A 24913-nucleotide genomic window follows, 5' to 3' on the forward strand; every position below is an offset into this window, starting at 1 on the left:
TAACTGGTACAACCAGTTGACCAGTGGGGCGGGGTGCCTGACGATGTAGACCATGGATCTGGCGCCCATCTCCCGCACCGCACTCTCCGACACGATCTTCGTGCGGCTTGTCGAAGAGATATTGACCGGACGCCTGCCCGCCGGCGAGCCGCTTCCGTCGGAACGCGAACTGGCCCTGACCCTGCAGGTCAACCGGCATGCCGTCCGCGAAGCGCTCAAGCGGTTGCAGCAGGCGGGACTGGTCCGGATCAGCCACGGTGGAAAGACCCGGGTGCTGGACTGGCGTCAAAGCGCCGGCCTGGATGCCCTGACCGGATTGGCCGTCGCCGGGGCGATCCCGGCACGCCAGATCATCGGCGACGTGGCGGTGATGCGGCGCTCGATCGCTGCGGACGCCGCACGCCTGTGCGCGCGGAACGCCTCGGCGCAGCAGCGGGCCGCGATCATCGCGGCCGCCGCGGAATACCCGACCGCCGGGGATCTCACGGAGGTCAGCGACGCCGACCTGGCGTTCTGGATCGCCGTAATTGACGCGTCCGGCAATATTGCCTATCGGCTGGCTCTCAATACCCTGGTCGCCGCCTACGACGAGATGGGACGCGAGGCCATCTATGCGCTGGGGGCCGCCGAGTTCGCCGACCGCGGCGCACACATCGACCTGGCCGCCGCTATCGCCGCCGCCGACGAGGACGCCGCGTACCGCCTCGCCGACGAGCTGCTGACCCGGTTCGTCACGGCCTGCCAGGCCGGCGCCGAGGGAGAGGACTAGCCGCATGTTCGACCTCATCGCGCACGCCATTCCGGTCTTCGTGCTCTGCCTGATCCTGGAAGCCGTGTCGTTCGTCGTGCGCCCCGACGACGACGAGCGCGGCTACGAACTACGCGATACCGGCACCAGCCTTTCGATGGGCATCGGCAACGTGATCATCAACATCGGCTGGAAGCTGGTGGTGCTGGCGGTCTTCAGTGGCGTCTACCTGCTGGCCCCGGTTCACCTGCCGGCGGCCAACCCGCTGACCTGGATCGCGCTGTTCGTCGCCGACGACGTCGCCTACTACTGGTATCACCGCACCCACCACACCATCCGGGTGTTCTGGGCCAGCCACGTGGTGCACCACTCCAGTCAGCACTACAACCTGTCCACCGCACTGCGCCAGACCTGGACGCCGTTCACCGCGGTGCCGTTCTGGATCCTGTTGGCGTTCGTTGGTTTCGCCCCGTGGATGATTCTGCTGCAACAGTCCGTCAGCCTGCTCTACCAGTTCTTCATCCACACCGAGCGGGTCGGCAAGCTCTGGCGACCAATCGAATTCATCTTCAACACCCCGTCACACCACCGGGTGCACCATGGGGCGAACGCCCAATACCTCGACAAGAATTACGGGGGAATCCTCATCGTCTGGGACCGGCTGTTCGGTACCTTCCAGCCCGAAGACGAGCGCGTGGTCTACGGCTTGACCAAGAACATCGACACGTTCAATCCGGTGCGGGTGGCCACCCACGAGTACGTCGCGATCTGGCGCGACATCCGCGCGGCCCGCAGTTGGCGTGCGGCGTGGGGCCACCTGTTTCGCGGCCCGGGATGGCAGCCCACCGGTTAGGAACCGGGCTGGACCCACTCGTCGACCGTGAAGTTGGCTTCACGCTCGACGGGAGATGGGGGAGGGTGGCAGGTGTGCGGGCTATACGGGCTTGACCCACTCGTCGTAGAACGGCGGCATCGCCGACGCCCGAGAGGTGAACTGCGCGTCGCGCTTCTCCAGGAAGGCGCGCACGCCGTCGGCGCCGTCGCCGATGCTGGTGTAGAACATCGCCAGCGAGTCCACCCGGTGCGCCTCGACCGGGTCGGGCTGCGCGGAGTTGCGGTAGAGCATCTGGCGGATCAACGCGAACGAGACCGGCGAACGCCCCTTGGTCCAGGCGTCGGCCAGCGCCCGCGCCTGCGCCAGCAGCGTCTCTGGTTCGTGGAGGGACTGCGCGATCCCACAGGCGCGCGCCCCCTCGGCGTCGAGGATGTCGGCGCGGTAGAGCAGATCCAACGCCGTTGGCACACCCACGATCCGGGGCAGAAACCACGTCGAGCACGCCTCCGGGGTGATGCCCAACTTCCCGAACACCAGACCGAACCGCGCCTTTGTCGAAAACAGCCGGGCGTCCATCGCCAGCATCATGGTGGCGCCGATCCCGACCGCCGCACCGTTGACCGCGGCGATCACCGGCTTGCGACAGCCATAGATCGCCAGCGTCACCCGCCCGCCGGTGTCGCGGACCCGGGCCAGCTCCGGATCATCGAGATCGGCCATGGCGGCCAGTGACGGCGACTTGGACTCGTCGAGTCCGAACACATTGCCCGAGCTGGACAGGTCCATCCCCGCGCAGAAGGCGCGTCCGGAACCGGTGACGATCACCGCGCGAACGGCGTCGTCGTCGTTGACCTCGACGAAGGTGCGTTCCAGCTCCTCGGCCATCTCGACGGTGAACGCGTTGAGATTGTCCGGTCGGTCCAGGTACACGGTGAGAATGCCGTCTTCGACCTCGTGGCGCAGCGTGTTGAACTCCATCAACCGAGGCTAGTTGCACCGATCTGTTGACTCTGCCCCCGGGGGAGATTCGACACTGGAGCGCATGCCGACACTGTTGCCCATCGGGGACTTCTCCCGGATGACCTATCTGACCGTCAAGGCGTTGCGGCTCTATCACGAGCGCGGCCTGCTGGCGCCCGTGCAGGTGGACCCGTCGTCGGGGTACCGCTATTACAGCCCGGACCAGGTGCCGATCGCCCAAGTCATCCGCCGGCTGCGGGATCTGGGCATGCCGCTCGACGAGCTGACCGACGTGGTCCGCGCCGAACAGGTCACCGACCGCAACCGGGCCATCGTGGCTCACCTGCAACGGCTCCAGGACCGCCTGGCGCAAACCCAGGCCAGCGTGGAATCGCTGCGAGCGCTGCTCGAAGACTCCGGTGATGCCTGCGACGTCACCTACCGGTCGGTGCCGGCGACGCTGGCGGCCGCGGTCGTGGACCAGGTGGCGATGGCAGACATCGACGACTGGTGGACGCAGGCGTTCTCCGAGCTCGACGCCGCGGTCGTCGACGCCCCCGGGGCTCGCGTGCGTTGTACTCGGCGGAGTTCTTCGAAGCCGGCGGGGGAGAGGTGATCGCGTTCCGACCGGTGGGCGCCGCGACGGCCCGGGGCAGGGTGCACACGCTGGAGATTCCCGCGGCGGAACTGGCGGTGGCCGTGCACCGCGGGGCGTTCGGCGAGCTGGACCGCACCTACGCCGCGCTGGGCACCCATGTTGCCGAACGCGAACTGGGTGTCGATGGACCGATCCGCGAGCACTACCTGGTGTCCGGCTACGACACCGACGACGAGACAGCGCATCGCACCGAGGTGTGCTGGCCGATCTTTCGCACCAAATCCTGACCCACGACAAGGAGTTCACCCATGGAAATCACGCTGCACACCGTCACCTTCGACTGCGCCGACGCCGGCGAGCTGGCGCGGTTCTGGTCGCAGTTGCTGGCCCGACCGGTCGACGACGGAGCCAGCGCCGCGATCGCCTCAGTCGGCATCTCCGCGCAGACGCCCCCACGCCTGGTGTTCGTGCAGGTGCCAGAAGCCAAGCAGGTCAAGAACCGGGTGCACCTCGACCTCGTCGCGGCGGATCTGGCCGCCGCGGTCGAGCGGGCCCTGGAACTCGGCGCCGCCCGGTTGGCCGACCATGCCGATGGCGGCTACCGGTGGACCACCCTGGCCGACCCCGAGGGCAACGAGTTCGACATCGTGGCGGCCTGACATGTCTTTGCTGACAAACGCATTGGTCGCCACCGGACCAACCGCCGAACATCGCGACGCGATGGCCCGCTACGGGTGGTTGGTCGGTGGCCGCTGGGATCTTGACATCACCTGGTTCGGCGACGAGGGCACCCGCCACGTCTCCGGCTGGATGGTCGCGGACTGGGTGCTCGACGGGCGAGCCGTCCAGGACGTCTGGCACGCCGAAACTCTCTTTCACGGGACCACACTGCGCGTCTACGACCCGGCTATCGACGCCTGGCACATCCAGTGGACCGAACCGCAACTGGGACTTCGGCTGCACCAACTGGGCACGGCCGACGCGGACGGGATCGTGCAGGACGGCACGCTGCCGGACGGCTCCGCCATCCGATGGAGCTTCCGCGACATCGGGCCGGACTCGTTTCGCTGGCGCGACGAACGCAGCGACGACGGGCGCACCTGGCTGCTCAAGCAGGAGTATCTCGCCCGCCGCCGCTGAATCCGGTGTCAGGCGGTGACAGCGTCTTTCGCCTCGGTACGCGCGAGGAAGCGGGGCGCGATGCCCGCCGCGGTGGTCGCGACCGCCGCCGATCCCAGCGCCTGGGCCCAACCGATCGGACCCAGCGGCGTGCATCCCATGAACTGGCTGATCCCCGGGATACTGATCAACAGCGCCATCGCCGCGAAAGACCCACCCGCGGTAGCCAGCAGCAGTGGGGAACGCGACTCCAGCAGGGTCTGGCCCAGCTGGGTGGTCACCAGCGCGACCAGCGCCACCGTGGAGGCGCGTCGCGGAAAGCCGGTGGCTCGCGCCATGAACCACGCCGCGAGGGTGGCACTGGCCGTGGTCGTGCCACGCACCGCCACCGCCCGCAACAATGCCTTCTCGTCGGGCCCGCGCCCCCCGAAGGGCATCGGGCGACGCGGTTGGCTGATCGCCAGCGCGGTGGCCGGGAACGCATCGGTCACGATGTTGACCAGCAGCAGCTGGCGGGTGTTCAACGGTGCCTGACCGGTCAGCGCGCTGCCGATGATCGCGAACACCGCGCCGCTGGCGTTGCCGCCCAACAGCACCGCCACCGCCGCCTGCACCCGCTGCCACAGTTGGCTGCCCTCGTTGAGCGCATCCAGCAGGGTCTCGATGCGGCCGTCGAGCAGCACCACGTCGGCGGCGGTGTGGGCGGCGTCGCTGCCCTGGGCGACGATCCCGATCCCGACGGTGGCGGCCCGGATGGCGGCGGCGTCGTTGGCGCCGTCGCCGACCATCGCCGACACCTTGCCGCTGCGTTCCAGCGCCTGCACCACCTGCACCTTGTTCGCCGGCGACATCCGGGCGAACACCACCCGCTCGGCCACGGCGCGCTCCTGCTCCTTGCCCGACAGCGTCTCCCATTCCGAGCCGGTGATGACCTGGTCGGCGGTCAGCTGCAAGCCCATCTTGCGGGCGATCGCGCGACCGGTGGTCGGGTGATCACCGGTGATCATCCGAATGGGCACCTGCCGGCGGTGCAGCTCGGCCAGCAGGCCGGCCGACCCAGCGCGCGGGGTGTCGGAGATGCCGACGAATCCGACTAGGGTCAGCCCGTCGGCGCATTGGCGGGCCATGGCAGCAAGCTGGGCTTCGGGATCGTCGGGATCGGCCGAAAGCGCTTGCAGTTGAGCGGGACTGAGCTCACGTCGTGCGACCGCGAGCACCCGCAGTCCCTCGTCGGCAAGCTGTTCCACCACGTCGTCGATGTCAGCCGGGACGTCGTCGCAGGCCGCCAGCACCACCTCGGGTGCACCCTTGATGGTCAACTCGGTGCCGAACACCGATGCCGCGAACGGCCGCCCCGATCGGAACGGCAGATGGGCGTCGGCTGCCCCCGATGCGATGGCACCCGGCACCGACTCGGCTGCCGCAACGATCGCGGCGTCGGTGGCGTCCACATGGCTTTGCCCCTTCGCCGACGGCGTCGCACGTACCGCGCACCGCAGCACCTCGTCGCGGGAATGTTCGGATGCCGTGCGCACTTCGGTGACCCGCAGCCGGTTCTCGCTGAGCGTGCCGGTCTTGTCGAAGCACACCACGTCGACGCGGCCCAGGGCCTCCACGGAGCGTGGCACCCGCACCAGCACACCGGATTTGGTGAGTCGCTGCGCCGAGGCGTGCTGAGCCAGTGTCGCCACCACCGGCATACCCTCGGGGACGGCGGCGACGGCCACCGAAACACCTTGGGCCACCGCCTGTTGCAGCCGGGTACCGCGCAGCACCCCCAGCGCGCTGACCAATCCGCCGGTCACCAGGCTCAGCGGCCAGGTCCGGTTGGTGATCTGGCCGAGCTGGTGGCCCAGCCCGATGTCGCCGTGTCGACTGGTGACCAGGTCGGCGGCGCGCCGCACCTCGGTGTCGGGTCCCACCGCGGTCACCAACGCCAGGCCCGTCCCGGCGGCCACGGTGGTGCCGGCGAAGAGCATGCAGCGACGTTCGGCCAGTTCTGCGCCCGGGGTGGCGTCGAGCTGCTTGGTCACCGGCAGCGACTCCCCGGTCAGTGACGCCTCGTCGACCTCCAGCTTCTCCTGCTCGATGACGCGGGCGTCGGCCGGCACCACGTCGTCGGGACCCACCTCGATCAGATCCCCGCGCTGCAACTGCTCGGGGAGCACCTGCACGCGTTCGCGCGTACCGTCGGGCCGGATCGTCACCTTCCAGGCGGGCGGGATCTGGTCGGCGAGCAGCCGATTCAGCCGCAGCTCGGCGCTCAGCCGTTGACCGGCGGCCAGCACGGCGTTACTGGCCAGCACGGTGCCGACCAGCAGGGCGTCGATGGGCGAGCCCAGTATCGCGGTGGCCGTGGCGCCCAGTCCCAGCACCGGGGTCAGCGGGTCGGACAGTTCGTCGCGCACCGCGTCGAGGAATTGCCAGATCACGGGTCGTTCGGTGTCCGCGGCAATGCGCGGGGCGGAGGTGGGCTCTGCGGATTTCAGTGCGTCACGCACCTGCTCCACCGACATGGCATGCCACTCGTCGACCGGAACCGGCCGGGGCAGCGGTGCGTTGACGACCTTGCGCGCCGACCAGTAGCCGGACGCTACACCCGCCGCCGCGCCCAAGACCACCGCTTCGGGCCCGCGGCCCCGGACGGTCGGAATCAGCAGCAGGGAACCCATCGCCGAAGCGCCGACGGACAATTCGACGCCGCGGCGACTGGCCGCCTTCGCCGCGGGCAGGGCATGCAGAATCCGCCACACCCCGGCCAGGTCATCGACGATCAGGTCCGCCTCCAGCGGTTGCGAGTGGCTGTCGTCGGGCAGGATGCCCACCCCGAGATCGGCCGCCGACAGTGCCTGGGCAGCCGCCGAAGAAACCACCGCGACGGTGTGGCCTTCCTGTTGGTAGTCGTGCACCGCGTCGAGCAGTGCCTCGTCGATCGAATCGCCTGTCATCGGTGCGATTTCGTCGAACGCGGGCCGCAGCTCTCCGAGACCGACGGAGTCGTCGACGGTGATGGTCTGTACGTCGGCTCGCTGTGTCTCGGCGAGCGTCGCGGTAGCCAGCGGATGTGGTGCCGGGGCGAAGAGCGCCTCGGTGACGGCGCGCCCCTTGCCGCGGCGTGTGCCGGGCACGGGGCGCCAGCCGGGCTGCAGGTCGCCGGCCGCCAACATCGCCTGGGCGCGCTCCCAGGTGGTCAGATCCTTCTCGTCGCCACCCCGAAGCCGCACCAAGCGCAACGACTCGCTGCGCAGCACTCGCGGATCGAGAATCACCACATCGATCCGATCCAATCGGCGCAGGCTGTCCGGGTCGATCTGCAGCGCCTCATCGTTGTTGGCCAGTCCGCGACCCAGTGTCGCCGCGAACGATTCCTGCGTGGAGCGGGCGGCTTTCGGCACGGCGACCAACGCGGCATTGCCGGCCAGGTTCGGGTCGCGGCTGGCCGCGCCGACCGCCGCCGCGCCGATCGCCTGAACCCAGGTGCCGCGCTGCAGGTGTTGTTCGATTGGGCCGACCGGGGCAGGTACCGGGCGTGCGGCTGACTGCGTCTCGGATCCGGTGGTGGGGCGGGCCAGTTCGCGCCGGGACCATGCCCGGGCGTCGGCGCGCGTTTCGGCTGCCTTGAAGGTGTTGATCGCCAGGTCGATCGCCAGAATCGACGGGGCGACGGCGAGCGCGTTGGCGGCGGTGGAGGCCAGCCCCATGGCAGTGTCCGTTGCGCGTTTACCGATGCGTTCCTCGAGGAGTCGGCGCAGCCGCGGCTGGTGGTCCAAAGCGACCACGGCGCCTTGCACACTGGCCGGCAGACGGGGAACGCGCAGGACGCGCCCGGCCAGCGCGATGCCGAAGCCGACGGCGCTGATACCTGCCATCGCCGCGGTGGAGACCGCCAACAGCCCGTCGCCGGGTGCGGGGGTGGCGCGGGGTGTGGGACCGTCGGCGACGTCGTCGTCGAGGTCGTCGTCGATCAGGGGGCTCTCGACGACGGTGATCGTATCGAGAGGCTCGTCGGTTGCCGGTTCGACGTCGTCGATCAGGGCAGGTATCGAGGGGGGCATCGGTCTCCTTCGCTCGGCGACCGAATCTGCAAGGAAAGCCTGCGGAGCCTTCGGTCGACATGGTCAATCGTCCGAAGGTCTCGCTCGCGAAAGTCCTGGGTCCGCTGAATGACCGGGCGGGTGGAACCCGCCGTATTGACGACCATTCACATCCGCCACAGGTGTGGCGGGTAGGAACTACTCCCCTTCACGCTCGAAGGTAGGTCCGGTAGGCAGCGTTCAGCTGAACACCGGCGAGACCCTACTTGAAATGCCGGTGAATGCTGTGCACCACAGTGGATCTGGCGGAGTAGATCGAGCGCGCAGTTGCGTGGCCCGGGGTCGGGCCGGGTTCAGGCGTGCGGCGACCAGTAGGCGAGCATCTCGGCGAAGGTGTCGAATGCCGGTTTCGAAATACCGTAGGGAGCCTCGAAGTGCAGGCTCAACGGATAGCCCAAATCGGCCACGCCGTCGATGACCCGCTTGTACAAGTCGAGCAACTGGCGGCGTTTGACGTCGGGTTCGCCCGCGGCCAGTGTCCGCACGAAGGCCTGCTCGGCGGCGACGGCTTCGTTGCCCGGGTCCTGGATCAGCCAATCGACCAGTCCGACCTTGGACTCCATCTTCGGCACGAAGCCGAACGACAACAGGACCTCGGGCCGGTGGTCGCTGACTTCGGAGAAGTCGCGGAGGAATCCGACAATCGCATCGGAGTAGAGCAGCTGCGTCATTCCGAAGGTGGCGCCCCGGTCGCATTTGAAGTCGAAGCGTTCCCGCTCGCCGTCCCGTGTCGGGATGAGGATGACGCCCCGGTTGTCGACGAGGTCGTCGAACTTCGACAGCGCGTCGGTGGGTGCGACGCCGCCGCCCTCGCCGTCGTTCAGCGTGCGGGGGACACCTACGAAGATGATTCCGTCGAACCCGGCCCGGCGCAGGTCCACAAGGCGCGTCCGCAGCGCCGCCTCGTCGAGGAATGCGGTTACCTGCGTGCACAGTCCGCGTACGCCGGGCAGTTCGGGGTGGATGATCGACCAGAAGTCGGATACGTCGAGTTTGGGTTTCATCTCGACCGGCCGACCGTCATCCTCGGGGATCAACCCGGGGATCATGACGTGCCCGATCCGGCCTGCGATACCCGCCTGCTCGGATAGCTGTAGAACCTTGTATGCCTCTTCGCGGGCGTGCTCAGGCCCGCGATCGGTGTTGGGCGGCACCAATTCCAGTGCGATGGTGTTCAACGGCACCAGGGGACTCCGATCTCATGGAATGGACATGTTGCGCCCCAGAAATCGCTCTGGGGCGCAACATGTCAGAAGGTCACAGGCCGGTGCGGGCTTCCTTAGCCGCCGCAACAAGATTGGCCAGCGATGCTGTCACCTCGTCGGTCTTGCGGGTCTTCAGGCCGCAGTCCGGGTTCACCCAGAGACGTTGCGCCGGAACAGCATCCAGCGCCTCGCGGAGCGACGTGGCCATCTCGTCGGTGGACGGCACCCGCGGCGAGTGGATGTCGTAGACACCCGGGCCCACCCCGTTGGAGAAGCCGATCGCGTTGAGGTCGTCGAGCACCTCCATGTGCGAGCGGGCCGCCTCGATCGAGGTGACGTCGGCATCCAGATCAGCGATCGCCCCGATCACCTCGCCGAACTCCGAGTAGCACAGGTGAGTGTGGATCTGCGTCGCATTCGAGACACCCGAGGTGGACATCCGGAATGATCCGACCGCCCAGTCCAGGTAGGCCGCCTTGTCGGCGTCGCGCACCGGCAACAGCTCACGCAGGGCCGGCTCGTCTACCTGAATCACCGCGATGCCGGCGGCTTCCAGATCCACCGTCTCCTCGCGGATAGCCAGCGCCACCTGGTAGGCGGTGTCGGCCAGCGGCTGGTCGTCACGGACGAACGACCAGGCCAGGATGGTGACCGGACCGGTGAGCATGCCCTTGACCGGCTTGTCGGTCAGCGACTGGGCGTAGGTGGCCCAGTCCACCGTCATCGGCTTGGGCCGCGTGACGTCGCCGAACAGCACCGGCGGGCGCACGCAGCGGCTGCCGTAGGACTGCACCCAGCCGTTGCTGGTGGCGAAGAAGCCGTCCAGCTGCTCGGCGAAGTACTGCACCATGTCGTTGCGCTCCGGTTCGCCGTGCACCAGCACGTCGAGGCCGAGTTCTTCCTGCAGCTTGATGACGGCGGCGACCTCCGCCTTCATCCGGTTGGTGTACTCCGCGTCGTCGATCTCTCCGGCCACCAGCGCGGCACGGGCCTTGCGGATCTCCACGGTCTGAGGGAAGGAGCCGATCGTGGTGGTCGGCAGCGGCGGCAGGTGCAGTCGCTCGTCCTGAGCGGCGCGACGCTCCTCGGCCGAACCGCGCTGGATGCCCGCCTCTTTGATCTTGGAGATCTGCGAGCGCAGCGCCGCGTTGTTCAGTCGCGGGTCGGACTTGCGGGAGGCGACCGCGGCGTTGGACGCGGCGATCTCCGCGGCGACCGCGTCCCGGCCCTCGCGCAGGGCGCGAGCCAGGGTGGCCACCTCGGTCACCTTCTCGGCGCCGAACGCCAGCCAGCTGCGCAGCGCGTCGTCCAGGCCGGTCTCGGGCTCCAGCGAGTAGGGCACGTGCAACGTCGAGCACGACGTCGATACGGCAACAGCCTCCGCACTCCCCAGCAGCGACGCCAGCTTGGCCAGCGCGGCCTGCAGGTCGGTGCGCCAGATGTTGCGGCCGTCGACCACACCGGCGACCAGCGTCTTGGAAGCCAGCTCCGGCACCGACGCGATCTTGGTGTCCGCGCCGTAGACCAGGTCGACGCCGATCGCCTCGACCGGAGTGCGGGCCAGGGCGGGCAGCCCGGCGCCCGGGTCACCGAAGTAGGTGGCCACGAAGATCGACGGCCGCTTGCTCAGCCCGCCGAGACGGTTGTAGACCTGCTCGGCCAACGCGGGGGCGTCGGCGGAGATGTCGGTCACCAGCACCGGCTCGTCGATCTGCACCCACTGCGCGCCGGCGTCGGCCAGCTTGCCCAGCAACTCGGCGTAGATGTCGGTCAGCTCATCAAGGCGGGCGATCGGTGCGTCCGCACCGTCGACGGCCTTGCTCAGCAGCAGAAAGGTGACCGGCCCGATGATCACCGGACGAGCGTTGATGCCCTGCTCCTGCGCCTCGGCGAGCTCGGAGAGCACCTTGGCCGGGTTCAGCGAGAACTTCGTGTCCGGGCCGATCTCGGGAACGATGTAGTGGTAGTTGGTGTCGAACCACTTCGTCATCTCCAGCGGGGCGATGTCCTTGTTGCCCCGGGCTGCGGCGAAGTAGCGGTCCAGCTCATCGGCGACGCCGGCCACCCGCGCCGGGAGTGCGCCCAGCAGCACCGCGGTGTCGAGCATCTGGTCGTAGTAGGAGAACGTGTTCACCGGCACCGAGTCCAGCCCGGCGGCGGCCAGCTGGGCCCAGGTGTCGCGGCGCAGGCCGGCGGCCACCGTCTTCAGTTCGTCCTGGCCGATCCGGCCGGCCCAGTAGCTTTCGGTGGCGCGCTTGAGTTCGCGGCGCGGCCCGATACGAGGTGAGCCGAGAACGGTGGCGGTAAAGGGTTGAGCGATCACGATTTGATCCTTCAATTGACGAGGGTGGGTCAACGCCAGCAGTCGCCCAGCTGATCCGGTCCCGTGCCTATATATAAAGCACTATAACCCTCAAAACCAGACGCCCATTCCGCGAGGCGTTGATCCGCCGGGCGCGGCGCGCCCAGCACAACGGGCAGGTATTCGGACTCGCAGGCGCGCACCGAGGTGCTCCTAGTGGCCGTCGCTTCCCAGTCGGTGGGCGAACCCGTGACCAGTGCTTTGTGACGGCGGTCGTTCCTGCATACCGCTGCGGGACAGTCCCGGATTCTCACCGGGTTCCCTCTTGCGCTCCACGGAAAACCGCATTGCGCTCGATGCCGACGCCGCCTTACGGCAGCTACGGCAAACCAGTTGCGTAATGAAGATTACCTGGTCAATCGGCTCGAAGCGCCTCCGGGATCGGGGTCTGGCCGTCGTTGAATTCGATGGTGCGGCCGATGGTCGAGTTGTCGGCCAGGCAGGCGGCGATCACCTCTGCCACGTTGTCGCGGGAGACCTGCCCCTTGCCGGTATCGGGGCCGAGGGCGATTCGGCCGGTCGCCGGATCAAGGGTGAGCCGGCTCGGGCCCAGCACCGTCCAGTCCAGATCGGTGGCACGCAGGTGGGCGTCGGCGGCGGCTTTGGCCTGCGCGTACGGAAAGAACGGATCGTCGTCGGGAACACCGTGATCAGGACCCGCGCCGAAGTAGGACACCATCACGAAGCGCCGCACACCGGCCTGCTCGGCGGCGTCGATGCTGCGGATGGCGGCGTCGCGGTCGACGGCGTAGGTGCGTGCCGGGTTGCCGCCGCCGGCTCCGGCGGAGAACACCACCGCGTCGTGGCCGGCCACGACGCGGGCCAGGCCGTCGACGTCGAGTTGCTCGATGTCGGCCACCACCGGGACCGCGCCGGTGACCGCGACCTCCTCGGCGTGTTCGGGATTGCGGAACACCGAACTGACCTGGTGGCCGCTATGGGCGAGGATGGGGGCCAGCAGCAGGGCGATCTTGCCGTGGCCGCCGATGATCACGATGCGTGCCATGGAGTCGACGGTACGCGGCTAGCATGATCACCGCGGTCCGACGGACTTCCGGCGCAGGATATGTCCCCACCCGCACGATTCAATTCGTGCTGCCCTGGGGAATATTCATTGACGCTCATTCGCATGACGGCAAGTCGTGCCTGTGCCGAGCCACCTTCGTCATTGGTAGAGCAATTGCTCGAGCAGATGCTTTTTCGCACCGGCCGGCGCGCATCCCCATCCGAACAGATGTCGTGGCAGCGGAGCCTTCCGGTTCTTGCGAGTGACCTGGTTGCGGCCGGTCTGGGCGATGTGGAAATGCTGGTTGAATACCACCTTCCTTTGACCTCGCAGCGAGCCGATGTGGTCTTAGCTGGGATTCACCCTCAGACCGGTCAGCCGTCGTATGTCGTCGTGGAGCTCAAGCAGTGGTCAGCCGCTTACACGTTTGAGGGCGACCCCGACCTGGTTGACGTCCCCGGGATGCCAGGAGGTCCCAAGCAGCATCCGGTGAAGCAGGTACGTGGATACTGCGACTACCTTGCGGGGTTCGCTCGAGTTGTCGCGGATCAGCCAGATGCCCTTGCGGGTATGGCTTATCTCCACAATGCTCTCGACCCGGCCTTGATCGCGGATCTGCTCGCAGTGCCGGTGTCTACGACCGGCAGGCTGTTCACGGGTGCGGATCGTTCTGCGATGACCGACTTCCTGCGATCGAGACTGCGGCCCGTATCGGGCCGCGCCGCAGCTGATTTGCTGATCCGTTCGGCGATTGCGCCGTCTAAGCAGTTGCTGAAGTTGGCAGCCGCTGAGGTCCGAGATCGTCCCCAGTTCCAGTTGATCGGAAATCAGCAGCTGGCAGTGGATCTTGTGATGCACGCGGTCGAGCGCGCGCGAGCGGGCAACACCAAACGGGTCATCGTTGTGACTGGCGGTCCCGGCAGCGGAAAAAGCGTGGTGGCGCTATCCCTACTCGGTGATCTGGCGCGTAGGGGCCGCTCTGTTGTCCATGCGACCGGTTCTCGCAGTTTTACACTGACGCTACGAAAAGTCGCTGGCAGCCGGGCGCCAATGGTGAAGTCGATGTTCAAGTACTTCAACCAGTTCATGTCGGCCGAAGCCAACGGTCTCGATGTCATCGTTATGGACGAAGCGCACAGAATCCGAGAGACATCTGCCCACCGATACACTCCTGCTGAACTGCGCACTGAAAGGCCGCAGATCGATGAGTTGATCGCCGCTGCGAGGGTCCCGGTATTTTTGTTGGATGAACACCAGGTGGTCCGGCCAGGCGAAATGGGCACGTTAGCTCAGATTGAACGGTATGCAAGCCACCTTGGAATTCAGTTCCAGCACATTCCGCTCGGTGAGCAATTCCGTTGCGGCGGCAGCGAGGAATACGTCCTATGGGTAACCCGCGTTCTCGGACTTGAGGAGAAGCGGCCGAGTCCCTGGCGAGGAGATCCACAGTTCACCGTTCGGCTCGTTGACAGTCCCGAAGAGCTGGAGGCAACTTTGGCGCATTTCCGGGATCGTGGCTACTCGGCGCGAATGACCGCGGGCTACTGCTGGCCATGGAGCGCTGCCCGAAAGGACGGCACGCTTGTCGATGACGTGAAGATCGGCGGTTGGGCGCGGCCCTGGAATAGCAAGAGTGATAGGCGAATCGGCGATGCACCGCCTAGTGCGCTGTGGGCCACCGAGAACGGTGGGTTCGGCCAAGTTGGCTGTGTTTACACGGCGCAAGGATTTGAATACGACTGGAACGGTGTCATTCTCGGTGACGATCTGGTTTGGCGTGACGGCGGGTTTGTGGCCGTGCGCCAGGCCAACCGTGATCCCGATTTTCGAAATCGGTCTACTGTCTCCGATCAGCGGTTCGATCGGCTGGTCCGCAACGTCTACAAGGTGCTGCTGACGCGCGGGATGATGGGTACCGTCATCTACTCCACAGACGAAGAGACCCGAGCCGCCTTACGCGAGATGATCCCGGACTAGCCACCCCGCCCGAGTGTGTTGAGTGCGGGTTGGTCGACAATCGAGGCAACAAGACCCCGAACGAACTAAGGAGCACCCCATGGCTGAAGCCGTCATCGTCGAAGCGGTGCGCGCGCCTGTCGGCAAGCGCAACGGCGGACTGTCCGGAGTACACCCGGCCGAGCTGTCCGCCCAGGTGCTCAACGGGCTGGTCAGCCGGGCCGGCGTGGACCCGGCCCTGGTCGACGACGTGATCTGGGGTTGTGTCATGCAGGCTGGTGAGCAGGCCCTGGACATCGGCCGCACGGCGGTGCTGAGCGCGGGATGGCCGGAGAGCGTGCCCGCGGTGACGGTGGACCGCCAGTGTGGATCCAGCCAGCAGTCGGTGCACTTCGCCGCCGCGGGTGTGGTCGCCGGACACTACGACGTCGTGGTCGCCGGTGGTGTCGAGTCAATGTCGCGTACCCCGATGGGTTCCTCGCTGGCCAACGGCGGCCGGCCGTACGGGGATTCCTTCAAGGCGCGCTACAGCCAGACCCCGAACCAGGGCATCGGTGCGGAGATGATGGCCACCCAGTGGGGGCTGAGCCGTACCGCGCTCGACGAGTTCGCGCTGGCCTCGCACGAAAAGGCCGGCACCGCACAGGACGCCGGCGCCTTCAAGGACGAGATCGTCTCGATCACGGACTCCGAGGGCAACGTGGTCAGCGAAGATGAGGGCATCCGCCGCGGTACCACGCTGGAGAAGATGGCCCAGCTCAAGCCCGCTTTCAAGGAGGACGGCGTGATTCACGCCGGCAACTCCAGCCAGATCTCCGACGGTTCGGCAGCGCTGCTGTTCATGTCGGCGGCCAAGGCCCGCGAACTGGGCCTGACCCCGCTGGCGCGGGTGCACACCGCGACGCTGGCCGGCTCTGACCCGGTGATGATGCTGTCCGGTCCGATCCCGGCAACCCAGAAGGCGCTGCAGCGCTCGGGCTTGAGTGTCGACGACATCGGGGTGTTCGAGGTCAACGAGGCGTTCGCCCCGGTCCCCATGGCCTGGCTCGCCGAAATCGGTGCCGACCCCAAGCGGCTCAACCCCAACGGTGGGGCGATCGCGCTGGGCCACCCGCTCGGCGGTTCGGGCGCCCGGATCATGACCACCATGCTTTACCACATGCGCGCCAACGGAATTCGTTACGGACTGCAGACCATGTGCGAAGGCGGCGGCCAGGCCAACGCCACCATCCTGGAGCTGCTGTGAGTGATGGGGCCGTTCTGGTAGAACGGCGTGGAAATGTCCTGCTGATCACGATCAACAGGCCCGACGCCCGCAACGCGATCAACGGGGCGGTCAGCGCCGGCATCGGCGACGCCTTGGCGCAGGCTCAAGACGACGACGAGGTGCGCGCGGTAGTGCTCACCGGCGCCGGCGACAAGTCGTTCAGCGCTGGAGCCGACCTCAAGGCGATCGCCAACCGGGAGAACATCTACCACCCCGAGCACCCGGAGTGGGGTTTCGCCGGCTTCGTGCAGCACTTCATCGACAAGCCCGTCATCGCGGCGGTCAACGGCACCGCGCTGGGCGGCGGCACCGAGATCGCGCTGGCCAGCGACCTGGTGATCGCCGAGCAGCGCGCCCAATTCGGGCTGCCCGAGGTCAAGCGCGGCCTGATCGCCGGTGCCGGCGGGGTGTTCCGCATCATCGATCAGCTGCCCCGCAAGGTTGCCCTGGAGCTGCTCTACACCGGGGAGCCCATCTCGGCGGCCGACGCGGCCCGCTGGGGACTGGTCAACCGAGTGGTCGAGGACGGCGGCGCGCTGGAGGCAGCCCTGGAGCTGGCCGAACGGATCACCGGCAACGCGCCGCTGTCGGTGCGCGCCAGCAAGCGGATCGCCTACGGCGTCGATGATGGGGCCATCCCCGGCGAAGTGGACGGTTGGGCTCGCACCGGCCGGGAGTTCTCCGCCCTGCTGCGGTCCGAGGACGCCAAGGAGGGACCCAGGGCGTTCGCCGAGAAGCGCGCACCGGTGTGGAAGGCGCGTTGAGCGGCGTGCCGGAGCCGCTTCTCATCTCCATCCGCGGGCGCGCCCCGCAGCTACACCCGGAGGCCTGGGTGGCACCCAACGCCAGCCTGATCGGCCAGGTCAGCCTGGCCGCGCGGGCCAGCGTCTGGTACTCGGCGACGCTGCGCGCCGAGGTCGAGCCGATCGAGATCGGCATCGACACCAACATCCAGGACGGCGTGACCGTCCACGTCGACAAGGAGTTCCCCTGTCGAGTGGGGGCGCACGTCAGCGTCGGGCACAACGCGGTGCTGCACGGTTGCACCATTGAGGACGACTGCCTTATCGGCATGGGAGCGATCGTCCTCAATGGTGCGGTCGTGGGGGAGGGCTCGCTGGTCGCGGCGGGTGCCGTCATCCCGCAGGGGATGGTGGTGCCGCCCCGGTCGCTGGTGTCGGGGGTGCCGGGCCGGGTACGACGAGATCTGAGCGAGGCCGAGGTCCGCAACAATCGGTACAACGCCGCGGCGTATCGCCGACTGATCGAAGTCCATCGAGCGAACTAACGCATTTGGGCCACCGGCCGCCGTTTCGCCGCTACGTTTTAGGGACGTTGCTCAACCCGCCGCTGAGGGGACGTCCTGTATGACCCAGATCAGTCCAGCCCGCCCCGGCCTGCTGCGTGAGATCACCGACATCATGACCAGGGTCGCCCTGCCTTATCACGAACCACGGGCCGTGGTGCAGCGGCGGCGTGCGGTCGTCGGGGTGGTGGTGCTGATCGGCGCTTCGGTACTGGCCGCCATGCACAGCAAGCTTCCAGGAGACGCGTCGTTCTACTGGCTGTCGCTGGTCTTGGCCGCGGTGTGGACCGTGGGGGCGGTGGTCGCCGGCCCATTGCACCTGGGGGTCTTGCGGTTCCGCGGCCGCAACGAGCGGCCGGTGTTCACCGGCACCGGCGTCGGCCTGGTACTCGGCGGAGTGTTCCTGCTGGGCGGGCTTGCGGTGCAGGACATTCCGCCGCTGGCCGATCAGGTCGTCGCGATCCTGGCCTACACCACCGAAGTCTCCTGGCGGCTGGTGGTGCTGATCGCCATCGTCAACGCGATTGCCGAGGAGTTGTTCTTCCGCGGCGCACTGTTCAGTGCGTTCGGTCGCCGCTCCCCGCTGGTGTTTTCCACCCTGCTCTACGTCGCAGCGATGATGGCCGCAGGCAACCTGATGGTCGGGGTGGCCGCGCTGGTGCTCGGTACCGTCTGCGCACTCGAGCGGCGCGCTACCGGTGGAGTGCTGGCCCCGGTGCTGACCCACCTGGTGTGGGGGCTGGTGATGGTGCTGGCGCTACCCCCCATTTTTGGAATGTAGCAGCCCCAAAATTCGCGCGAGGGTGCGTGTTTGTACGGCGACACGCCGTTTGAGCGTGGCATTCTGCGCACGCTCGTCGCCGCTTAGGAGTCGGTGAAATTGGGGGAGCGCCGCTCCTGAAACGCGCGGGCGCCTTCGCGGAAGTCGTGGGCGTTCAACAGGATTGACTGCCCGACGTATTCGCGGTCCAGAGTCGCATCCAGCTCGGTCAGTGTCGCGGTGTTGATGGCGTGCTTGGTCTTGGCGAACGCCGCGGCGGGCCCGGCCAGCAAGCCGGCCAGGAGCTTGTCCACCTCGGCGTCGAACTCCTGCGCCGGGTACACCGCGCTGATCAAGCCCCATTCCAGGGCGTCGGCGGCCGAGAGCCGTTCGGCCAGCAGTGCCAGCCGCATGGCGCGGGTCCGGCCCACCGCCGCGGCAACCAACGCGGAGGCGCCGCCGTCGGGCATCAGCCCAATCTTGGTGAACGCCAACAGGAAAAAGGCTTTGTCCGAAGCCACGATCAGGTCGCAGGCCAGTGCCAGCGACACGCCGATGCCGGCTGCCGGACCCTGCACGACGGCCACCACCGGCCGCGGCAACGCGACGATCGCCCGGATCGCGCGATTGGCCTCGACGATGATCTCGGTCGGCACGCCGTCGGCCGCGTCGTCGGCGCTGATCCCCGCGCCGGAGCTGAAGCCGCGCCCCGCGCCGCCGAGCCGGACCGCGCGCACCCGCGGGTCGCGGGCGGCGGCTTCCATGGCGTCGGCGATACCGGCCAGCACACCTGTGGTCACCGAGTTGAGGCTGTCGGGGCGGTCGATGGTCACCGAGAGCACCCCGTCGGCCAGGGTGACGGACACGCCCGCCACCGGGGCCAGGGTGTCGATGCCGGAGTCGATTGCAGTCATGGCCCTCACCCTAGGATGCACATCACACAGGCACACGACGAGGAGGCAGATATGGCGGGACCACTGGCGGGACTGCGGGTCATCGAACTGGCCGGGATCGGACCGGGTCCGCACGCGGCGATGATCCTCGGCGACCTGGGCGCTGATGTGGTCCGCGTGGAGCGGCCGCCGAAATTCGGTGGCGGGGCCAGCAAGGACACCATGCTGCGCAACCGGCGCTCGGTGACCGCCGACCTGAAGTCGCCCGAAGGCCGTGACCTGGTGCTGCAGCTGGTCGCCAAGGCCGATGTGCTGATCGAGGGCTTCCGGCCGGGCGTCACCGAACGGCTCGGCCTCGGCCCGGAGGACTGCGCCAAGGTCAACGAACGGCTGATCTACGGCCGGATGACCGGCTGGGGACAGACCGGCCCCCGCGCACAGCAGGCCGGCCACGACATCAACTACATCTCGCTGAACGGGCTGTTGCACTCCGTCGGTCGCAAGGGGGAGCGCCCCGTACCGCCGCTGAACCTGACCGGTGACTTCGGCGGTGGGTCGATGTTCCTGCTGGTCGGCATCCTGGCCGCGCTGTGGGAGCTGCAGCGGTCCGGCAAGGGCCAGGTGATCGATGCGGCGATGGTCGACGGGGCCAGCGTGCTCTCGGCGATGATGTGGAGTTTCCGCGCGCAGGGGCTGTGGAGTGACGAACGTGGCGTCAACATGCTCGACACCGGTGCGCCCTACTACGACACCTACGAGTGTGCCGACGGCAAGTACGTGTCGGTCGGCTCGATCGAGCCGCAGTTCTACGCCGAACTGCTGGCCAAGCTGGAGCTGGACCCCGCCGAACTGCCGGCGCAGAACGACACCGCCCGCTGGCCAGAGCTGCGCGAGGTGTTCACCAAGGCGTTCGCCGCCCACGAGCGTGACCACTGGGCCAAGGTGTTCGCCACCTCTGATGCCTGCGTGGCACCGGTGCTGGCGTTCAACGAGGTGCAGGTCGATTCGCACATCACCGAGCGCGACACCTTCTACGAGGCCAACGGCTACCTGCAGCCGATGCCGGCGCCGCGGTTCTCCCGCAGCGTTCCCGACGTCCCGGTCCCGCCTGCCGTTCTGGGAGCCGACAACGACTCCATTCTGAGCGACTGGGTATAGTCCCGACCAACCAGACGGTTGGGACTGAGAGGGGCCAAGAGAGTGCAGATCAAGGACGCGGTAGCCGTTGTCACCGGCGGTGCTTCCGGGTTGGGGTTGGCGACGGCCAAGCGCCTGCTGGACGCGGGCGGCCAGGTCGTGGTGATCGACCTCAAGGGCGAGGACGTGGTCTCCGAGCTCGGTGACCGGGCCCGCTTCGTGGAGGCCAACGTGGCCGACCCCGAGGCGGTCGGCGCGGCTCTGGATGTCGCGGAATCTCTTGGCCCCGTGCGGATCAACGTCAACTGCGCCGGAATCGGCAATGCGATCAAGACGCTGAGCAAGGACGGCGCGTTCCCGCTGGATGCCTTCACCAAGATCATCCAGGTCAACCTGATCGGCACGTTCAACGTGCTGCGGCTCTCGGCTGAGCGGATCGCCAAGACCGAGCCGATCAACGGCGAGCGCGGCGTCATCATCAACACCGCCTCGGTGGCGGCGTTCGAGGGCCAGATCGGACAGGCCGCCTACTCGGCCTCCAAGGGCGGCGTGGTCGGCATGACGCTGCCGATTGCCCGGGATCTGTCCCGTGATCTGATCCGGGTCTGCACCATCGCGCCGGGCCTGTTCAAGACGCCGCTGCTGGGCTCGCTGCCCGAGGAGGCGCAGAAGTCGCTGGGTGCGCAGGTGCCCCACCCGTCGCGGCTCGGTGACCCTGACGAGTACGGCGCGCTGGCCGAACACATCATCAACAACCCGATGCTCAACGGCGAGGTCATCCGCCTCGACGGTGCGATCCGGATGGCCCCCCGATGAGCGCTTGCGCGAAGAGCATCAAGCAGAGCTAGGAGTCCTTATGGCAATTACAACGAAGTTCACCGAGACATTCGGGGTCGAGCACCCCATCGCCCAAGGCGGTATGCAGTGGGTGGGTCGCGCGGAGTTGGTGGCGGCGGTCGCCAACGCCGGGGCGCTGGGTTTCCTCACCGCGCTCACCCAGCCGACGCCGGCCGACCTGGCCAACGAGATCGCCAAGACTCGGGATCTCACCGACAAGCCGTTCGGGGTGAACCTGACCATCCTGCCGGCGATCAACCCGCCGCCCTACGACGAGTACCGCCAGGTGATCGTCGACGCCGGCATCAAGATCGTCGAGACCGCCGGATCCAACCCGGCGCCGCACCTGCCGATGTTTCACGACAACGGAATCAAGGTGCTGCACAAGTGCACCTCGGTGCGGCACGCCGTCAAGGCGCAGAGCCTGGGCGTGGACGGCATCAGCATCGACGGGTTCGAGTGTGCGGGTCACCCGGGTGAGGACGACATCCCGGGCCTGGTGCTGATCCCGGCTGCCGCGGCGCAGATCGAGATCCCGATGATCGCCTCCGGCGGGTTCGCCGACGCCCGCGGCCTGGTCGCGGCGCTGGCCCTGGGAGCTGACGGCGTCAACATGGGCTCGCGGTTCATGTGCACTGTGGAGTCCTGCATTCACCAGAACGTCAAGGAAGCCATCGTCGCCGGCGACGAGCGCGGCACTGAGCTGATCTTCCGGTCGCTGCACAACACCGCTCGGGTGGCCAGCAACGCGGTGTCCCGCGAGGTCGTGGAGATCCTCAAGAACGGCGGTCAGTTCCCCGACGTCCAAGAGCTGGTGGCCGGCGTGCGCGGCCGCCGCGTCTTCGACGAAGGCGACGTCGACGCCGGGATCTGGACGGTGGGCACCGCGATGGGCCTGATCAACGACATCCCGACCTGCGACGAACTGGTGTCGCGGATGGTGTCCGAGGCCGAGGAGATCATCCTCGGACGCCTGGGCAACATGGTCGAGGACGAGGACGAGGAGAACGTCGCCTAGTCGGCCGTCTGAGTTTGCGTCGAGGGCTGCGATCCGAATCGGATCGCAGCCCTTTGCGTTATCAGCCGGATGCAGCGGCGGCGTAGCGCACGGTGTTGCGTTGGGTGCCCAAGTCGATCGCACCGTCATCGGTTGCCACACCGGCTTCGACGATGTCGCCGTCGTGTAGGTAGCGGGGATTGCCGGCCTGCCGCTTGAAGAAGGCCTTCCACTTCACCGCTGGCGGCAGCAGCGAGCCGAGGAGCTCGATCGGCTTGGGCGGGGCGCTGAGCGCGGTGCCGGCCGGAGTGCCGGTCAGGATCAGATCCCCGGCGTCGAGAGTCTGAAATCGGGTCAGGCTCTGTAGGGCCTGGAGGGGCCGATACACCATGTCGCCGTCCACCGTCATTTCCTGACGGATCTCGCCATTGACCGCCAGGCGAAGGCGCAACTGTCCGAATCGTGCCCAGTCTGCGGCGTCGAGCAGCACCAGGGCGGGGCCGACCGGGGTGAATCCGGGGTAGGACTTGGCCTCGTAGAACTGGGTCTGGGGCAGTTGCACGTCGCGGGCCGACACGTCGTTGGTGACCACCAGGCCGGCGATCAGCTGCGGCAGGTCGGCCTCGGAAATCGTTGTACCGACCGGGATGTCACGAGCTATGACCAGGCCGATCTCGACTTCGTAATCCAGCAGGCGGACATGGCTGGGCTTGACGACGTCGTCGAACGGGCCGGTGATCGACGCGGAGGCCTTGCGAAAGAAGGTCAGCGGCACCGTCGCGGGGTTCAGGCCGGCGTCTTTGATGTGCGAGACGAAGTTGGTCATCTGGGCGATCACCCGGCACGGAGCTGTCACCGGGGAAAGCAGGGCAAGGCCCTCGACCGGGACGACGTCGTGACTGCTCGCAGCGGCATCGATGGCGGCCCGATCGGCCAACAGCGCCCCGGTGGTGGTGGCGTGTGTGTCGATCCGGGCGGCGCCGGCCGGCGTGCGCACCCACCAGCCGTCAGCGGTGCGAAGGACGGAAATAGTCATGAGGTGGCAACTTTCAGTAGGCCGGCCAGCCGGCGGACATCGAACTCGTTGTCGCTGCGCAGTGCGGCCAGGATCGCGCGCGCTTCATGGGGCGCCGTCCGCACCTCGGTGCCGAGGAAGTTCCTGCTGGCCGGCGGTCCCCACTGGGCCAGCCCGGACGCGGTGAAGGGCGCCCAGCCTGGTTCCACGGTGTTGTCGAACATGTCGCCGTCGGTGAAGTGTTCCACCAGAAAGCCGTCGGGATCGCGCCAGTAATCAAAGATCTGACTGCCCTGGATGTGGCGGCCGACGCCCCAAGACCGCTGGTATCCCAAATCTTTGAGGTACTCGCCGCCGGCGGCCAGAGCGTCGAGGTCGCAGACCTGGTACGCCGAATGCATATAGCGGTCGGCTGGGCCCAGTGCGATAGCCAGGGTGTGGTGGTCGGCCGGGGTGCTGCCCCGGTCGCAACGGATGAAGCTCATGGTCGGTCCACGATCGCGCTGCCCGGGGAAGTACTGAAAGTCGCTGACGATCATCCCGAGGGTGTCCAGGTACCAGTTGAGCGTCTGAAGGTATCGGGTGCTTTGCAGTACCAGGTGGCCGAGGCGTTGCACGATCGCCGGTGCTCGCGTGGGGCGCTGGGTGGCATTGGACCTGTGCACCGCGTGACCGACGTTGACGGTGTGCGGGGTTTGCGCCGGCAGGGCGTCGAGCTGGTGGGTGGACGACACCACCCGAACGCTCAGGCCGTTGGGATCGAGCAGGTCGACGCTCGCCCCACCGAGTGATTCCGGCAGCGGGGTGATGCGGCCGTCGGTCGCGGATGCCAACCGAGTCAGATCCGCCGTGTCGTGTGCGCGAAACGCCATGCCGTGAAAACGGTTTCGGCTCCCGCGTCGGATGATCACGCACGGTTCGGCGGCGTCCGTGCCGCGTAGATGCAGTTCCTGTTCGGTCCGCAGTGCGGTGGCGAACCCGAAGGCGTGGGCAAACTCCTCGGCCCGCGCCAAGTCGGGCTTGTCGAACTCCAGCCACGCCAGGTCCTCGACTTTGATGGTCGGCTTGGCTGACCTGCCGATGTGTTCACCTCGGTGCGCGCCCTGCGTGCTGTGCAGCGTCATTGCCCGGCGTTCTCGGAGAGTAGGCGCAGCGCCGTGCTGTAGAGGGCATGGGCGTGCATGTCGAACATCTTGATGAGATCCATGGCCTGATCGTCGACTTCGTTGGCGATGAACAGTCCGTCGGCGCCGGCGATGGCATAGGTGACCAGCTGACGCATCTGGGTCTCGGTTAGCCCCGGGGTGAGTTCGCTCAGCGTCTGGGTCAGCGCAACGGCCGTCTGGGTTCGGACCTGGATGAACATCGCCCGTGCCCGCGCCTCGATGGGCCGGCGTTCCAGTGCCAGCATCAGCCCGAGTCGGATGAAGTCCGGTGATTCCAGCAGGGCTTTGGCGATCTGCATCGCCAGGCCCTGAACCCGCTGGTGCGCAGTGCCTTCCTCGGGGACTTGCCAGGCGCTGAGCCAGCTGGCGAAACTGCGCTCGATGACCGCGGCGATCAGGTCGTCCTTGTTCTTGAAGTGCCAATAGATCGAGCTGGCGGGCAGCTCGCACTTGGCGCTGACCAGGGCGATGCTGGTGCCTTCGTAGCCGCGCTCGGCGGCGATCTCGGAGGCGGCATCGAGGATGCGCTCGCGAGACAGCTCACCGTCAACCCGTTTGCGTCGCTGTGGCTGGCTGGTTTTCGCCATTGCGCCTCTCCTCGGGTCTTGACTCTGTAGTGATCGCTACATTACCGTAGCGATCACTACAGAAC

At 67.4% G+C, this 24913-nt stretch carries 23 protein-coding genes and 1 riboswitch; of the genes, 14 read left to right on the forward strand and 9 right to left on the reverse strand.

The genetic code is table 11. The features are described 5' to 3' along the window. Window positions 1–52 precede the first annotated feature (52 nt). Window positions 53–769 (forward strand): FadR/GntR family transcriptional regulator, encoded by a 717-nt coding sequence (locus tag ACKY0W_RS05770; RefSeq protein WP_409436758.1) that lies wholly within the window; start codon window positions 53–55, stop codon window positions 767–769. 4 nt (window positions 770–773) lie between these two features. Continuing rightward, complete coding sequence (locus tag ACKY0W_RS05775; RefSeq protein ID WP_409436759.1) at window positions 774–1601, forward strand: sterol desaturase family protein; 828 nt, start codon at window positions 774–776, stop codon at window positions 1599–1601. 81 nt (window positions 1602–1682) lie between these two features. Here ACKY0W_RS05775 and ACKY0W_RS05780 read toward each other — a convergent pair whose 3' ends face one another. Next, window positions 1683–2561, reverse strand: coding sequence for a crotonase/enoyl-CoA hydratase family protein (locus ACKY0W_RS05780; protein WP_409436760.1), 879 nt, complete (start codon window positions 2559–2561; stop codon window positions 1683–1685). A gap of 64 nt (window positions 2562–2625) precedes the next feature. Here ACKY0W_RS05780 and ACKY0W_RS05785 point away from each other — a divergent pair, with 64 nt between their 5' ends. The 4 genes from ACKY0W_RS05785 to ACKY0W_RS05800 are packed head-to-tail and all read left to right on the forward strand — an operon-like array spanning window position 2626 to window position 4281. Continuing rightward, window positions 2626–3159, forward strand: coding sequence for a MerR family transcriptional regulator (locus ACKY0W_RS05785; RefSeq protein ID WP_409436761.1), 534 nt, complete (start codon window positions 2626–2628; stop codon window positions 3157–3159). Continuing rightward, complete coding sequence (locus ACKY0W_RS05790) at window positions 3156–3428, forward strand: GyrI-like domain-containing protein (RefSeq protein WP_409436762.1); 273 nt, start codon at window positions 3156–3158, stop codon at window positions 3426–3428. The genes ACKY0W_RS05785 and ACKY0W_RS05790 overlap by 4 nt, the downstream gene beginning before the upstream one ends. 21 nt (window positions 3429–3449) lie before the next feature. Then, window positions 3450–3800: a VOC family protein gene (locus tag ACKY0W_RS05795; RefSeq protein WP_409436763.1), complete on the forward strand. Its 351-nt coding sequence runs from the start codon at window positions 3450–3452 to the stop codon at window positions 3798–3800. A 1-nt stretch (window position 3801) separates the two neighbouring features. Next, window positions 3802–4281 carry a hypothetical protein gene (locus ACKY0W_RS05800; RefSeq protein ID WP_409436764.1) on the forward strand — a complete coding sequence of 160 codons (480 nt, stop codon included), beginning with the start codon at window positions 3802–3804 and terminating at the stop codon, window positions 4279–4281. A gap of 8 nt (window positions 4282–4289) precedes the next feature. Here the strand turns inward: ACKY0W_RS05800 and ACKY0W_RS05805 are convergent, their stop codons facing one another. From ACKY0W_RS05805 to ACKY0W_RS05820, 4 genes are all read right to left on the reverse strand, one after another. Beyond that, complete coding sequence (locus ACKY0W_RS05805; protein WP_409436765.1) at window positions 4290–8315, reverse strand: HAD-IC family P-type ATPase; 4026 nt, start codon at window positions 8313–8315, stop codon at window positions 4290–4292. A gap of 332 nt (window positions 8316–8647) precedes the next feature. Further along, window positions 8648–9538 carry a mycobacterial-type methylenetetrahydrofolate reductase gene (locus tag ACKY0W_RS05810; RefSeq protein ID WP_409436766.1) on the reverse strand — a complete coding sequence of 297 codons (891 nt, stop codon included), beginning with the start codon at window positions 9536–9538 and terminating at the stop codon, window positions 8648–8650. 73 nt (window positions 9539–9611) lie between these two features. Next, window positions 9612–11897, reverse strand: a complete 2286-nt coding sequence (metE, locus tag ACKY0W_RS05815; protein ID WP_409436767.1) for a 5-methyltetrahydropteroyltriglutamate--homocysteine S-methyltransferase — start codon at window positions 11895–11897, stop codon at window positions 9612–9614. 120 nt (window positions 11898–12017) lie between these two features. Next, window positions 12018–12222: riboswitch (cobalamin riboswitch) on the reverse strand. 54 nt (window positions 12223–12276) lie between these two features. Next, entirely contained in the window at window positions 12277–12927 is a 651-nt protein-coding gene (locus ACKY0W_RS05820; RefSeq protein ID WP_409436768.1) for an SDR family oxidoreductase, read from the reverse strand. Between the two features lie 123 nt (window positions 12928–13050). Between ACKY0W_RS05820 and ACKY0W_RS05825 the strand changes: the two genes are divergently transcribed. From ACKY0W_RS05825 to ACKY0W_RS05845, 5 genes are all read left to right on the forward strand, one after another. Beyond that, entirely contained in the window at window positions 13051–14904 is a 1854-nt protein-coding gene (locus tag ACKY0W_RS05825) for a DNA/RNA helicase domain-containing protein (RefSeq protein WP_409436769.1), read from the forward strand. A gap of 79 nt (window positions 14905–14983) precedes the next feature. Continuing rightward, window positions 14984–16129 carry a thiolase family protein gene (locus ACKY0W_RS05830; RefSeq protein ID WP_409436770.1) on the forward strand — a complete coding sequence of 382 codons (1146 nt, stop codon included), beginning with the start codon at window positions 14984–14986 and terminating at the stop codon, window positions 16127–16129. Then, window positions 16126–16914 (forward strand): crotonase/enoyl-CoA hydratase family protein, encoded by a 789-nt coding sequence (locus ACKY0W_RS05835; RefSeq protein WP_409436771.1) that lies wholly within the window; start codon window positions 16126–16128, stop codon window positions 16912–16914. Before ACKY0W_RS05830 ends, ACKY0W_RS05835 begins: the two co-directional genes overlap by 4 nt. A 5-nt stretch (window positions 16915–16919) precedes the next feature. After that, window positions 16920–17438 (forward strand): gamma carbonic anhydrase family protein, encoded by a 519-nt coding sequence (locus ACKY0W_RS05840; protein WP_047317638.1) that lies wholly within the window; start codon window positions 16920–16922, stop codon window positions 17436–17438. A gap of 79 nt (window positions 17439–17517) precedes the next feature. Continuing rightward, a complete protein-coding gene (locus tag ACKY0W_RS05845) occupies window positions 17518–18237 on the forward strand; it encodes a CPBP family intramembrane glutamic endopeptidase (protein WP_409436772.1) in 720 nt (239 codons plus the stop codon). 83 nt (window positions 18238–18320) lie between these two features. Here ACKY0W_RS05845 and ACKY0W_RS05850 read toward each other — a convergent pair whose 3' ends face one another. After that, on the reverse strand, window positions 18321–19130 hold the full coding sequence (locus tag ACKY0W_RS05850; RefSeq protein ID WP_409436773.1) for an enoyl-CoA hydratase: 810 nt from the start codon (window positions 19128–19130) through the stop codon (window positions 18321–18323). Window positions 19131–19181: 51 nt separating this feature from the next. Between ACKY0W_RS05850 and ACKY0W_RS05855 the strand changes: the two genes are divergently transcribed. From ACKY0W_RS05855 to ACKY0W_RS05865, 3 genes are read left to right on the forward strand one after another with little or no spacing between them, the layout of a single operon-like run. After that, the gene (locus ACKY0W_RS05855; protein WP_409436774.1) at window positions 19182–20267 is read left to right on the forward strand and encodes a CaiB/BaiF CoA transferase family protein; all 1086 of its coding nucleotides are present in this window, start codon (window positions 19182–19184) and stop codon (window positions 20265–20267) included. Between the two features lie 42 nt (window positions 20268–20309). Continuing rightward, entirely contained in the window at window positions 20310–21062 is a 753-nt protein-coding gene (locus ACKY0W_RS05860) for a 3-hydroxyacyl-CoA dehydrogenase (protein WP_406758771.1), read from the forward strand. 40 nt (window positions 21063–21102) lie between these two features. After that, window positions 21103–22101, forward strand: coding sequence for a nitronate monooxygenase family protein (locus tag ACKY0W_RS05865; RefSeq protein ID WP_406758772.1), 999 nt, complete (start codon window positions 21103–21105; stop codon window positions 22099–22101). Between the two features lie 61 nt (window positions 22102–22162). On the opposite strand, the gene ACKY0W_RS05870 is transcribed toward ACKY0W_RS05865, so the two are convergent. From ACKY0W_RS05870 to ACKY0W_RS05880, 3 genes are read right to left on the reverse strand one after another with little or no spacing between them, the layout of a single operon-like run. Then, window positions 22163–23116: a fumarylacetoacetate hydrolase family protein gene (locus tag ACKY0W_RS05870; protein ID WP_409436775.1), complete on the reverse strand. Its 954-nt coding sequence runs from the start codon at window positions 23114–23116 to the stop codon at window positions 22163–22165. Beyond that, window positions 23113–24219, reverse strand: a complete 1107-nt coding sequence (locus ACKY0W_RS05875; RefSeq protein ID WP_409436776.1) for a VOC family protein — start codon at window positions 24217–24219, stop codon at window positions 23113–23115. Before ACKY0W_RS05875 ends, ACKY0W_RS05870 begins: the two co-directional genes overlap by 4 nt. After that, window positions 24216–24848, reverse strand: a complete 633-nt coding sequence (locus ACKY0W_RS05880; RefSeq protein WP_409436777.1) for a TetR family transcriptional regulator — start codon at window positions 24846–24848, stop codon at window positions 24216–24218. Before ACKY0W_RS05880 ends, ACKY0W_RS05875 begins: the two co-directional genes overlap by 4 nt. Window positions 24849–24913: the final 65 nt, after the last annotated feature.

The organism is Mycobacterium sp. SMC-14 (assembly GCF_046250075.1).
Taxonomy (GTDB): Bacteria; Actinomycetota; Actinomycetes; order Mycobacteriales; family Mycobacteriaceae; genus Mycobacterium.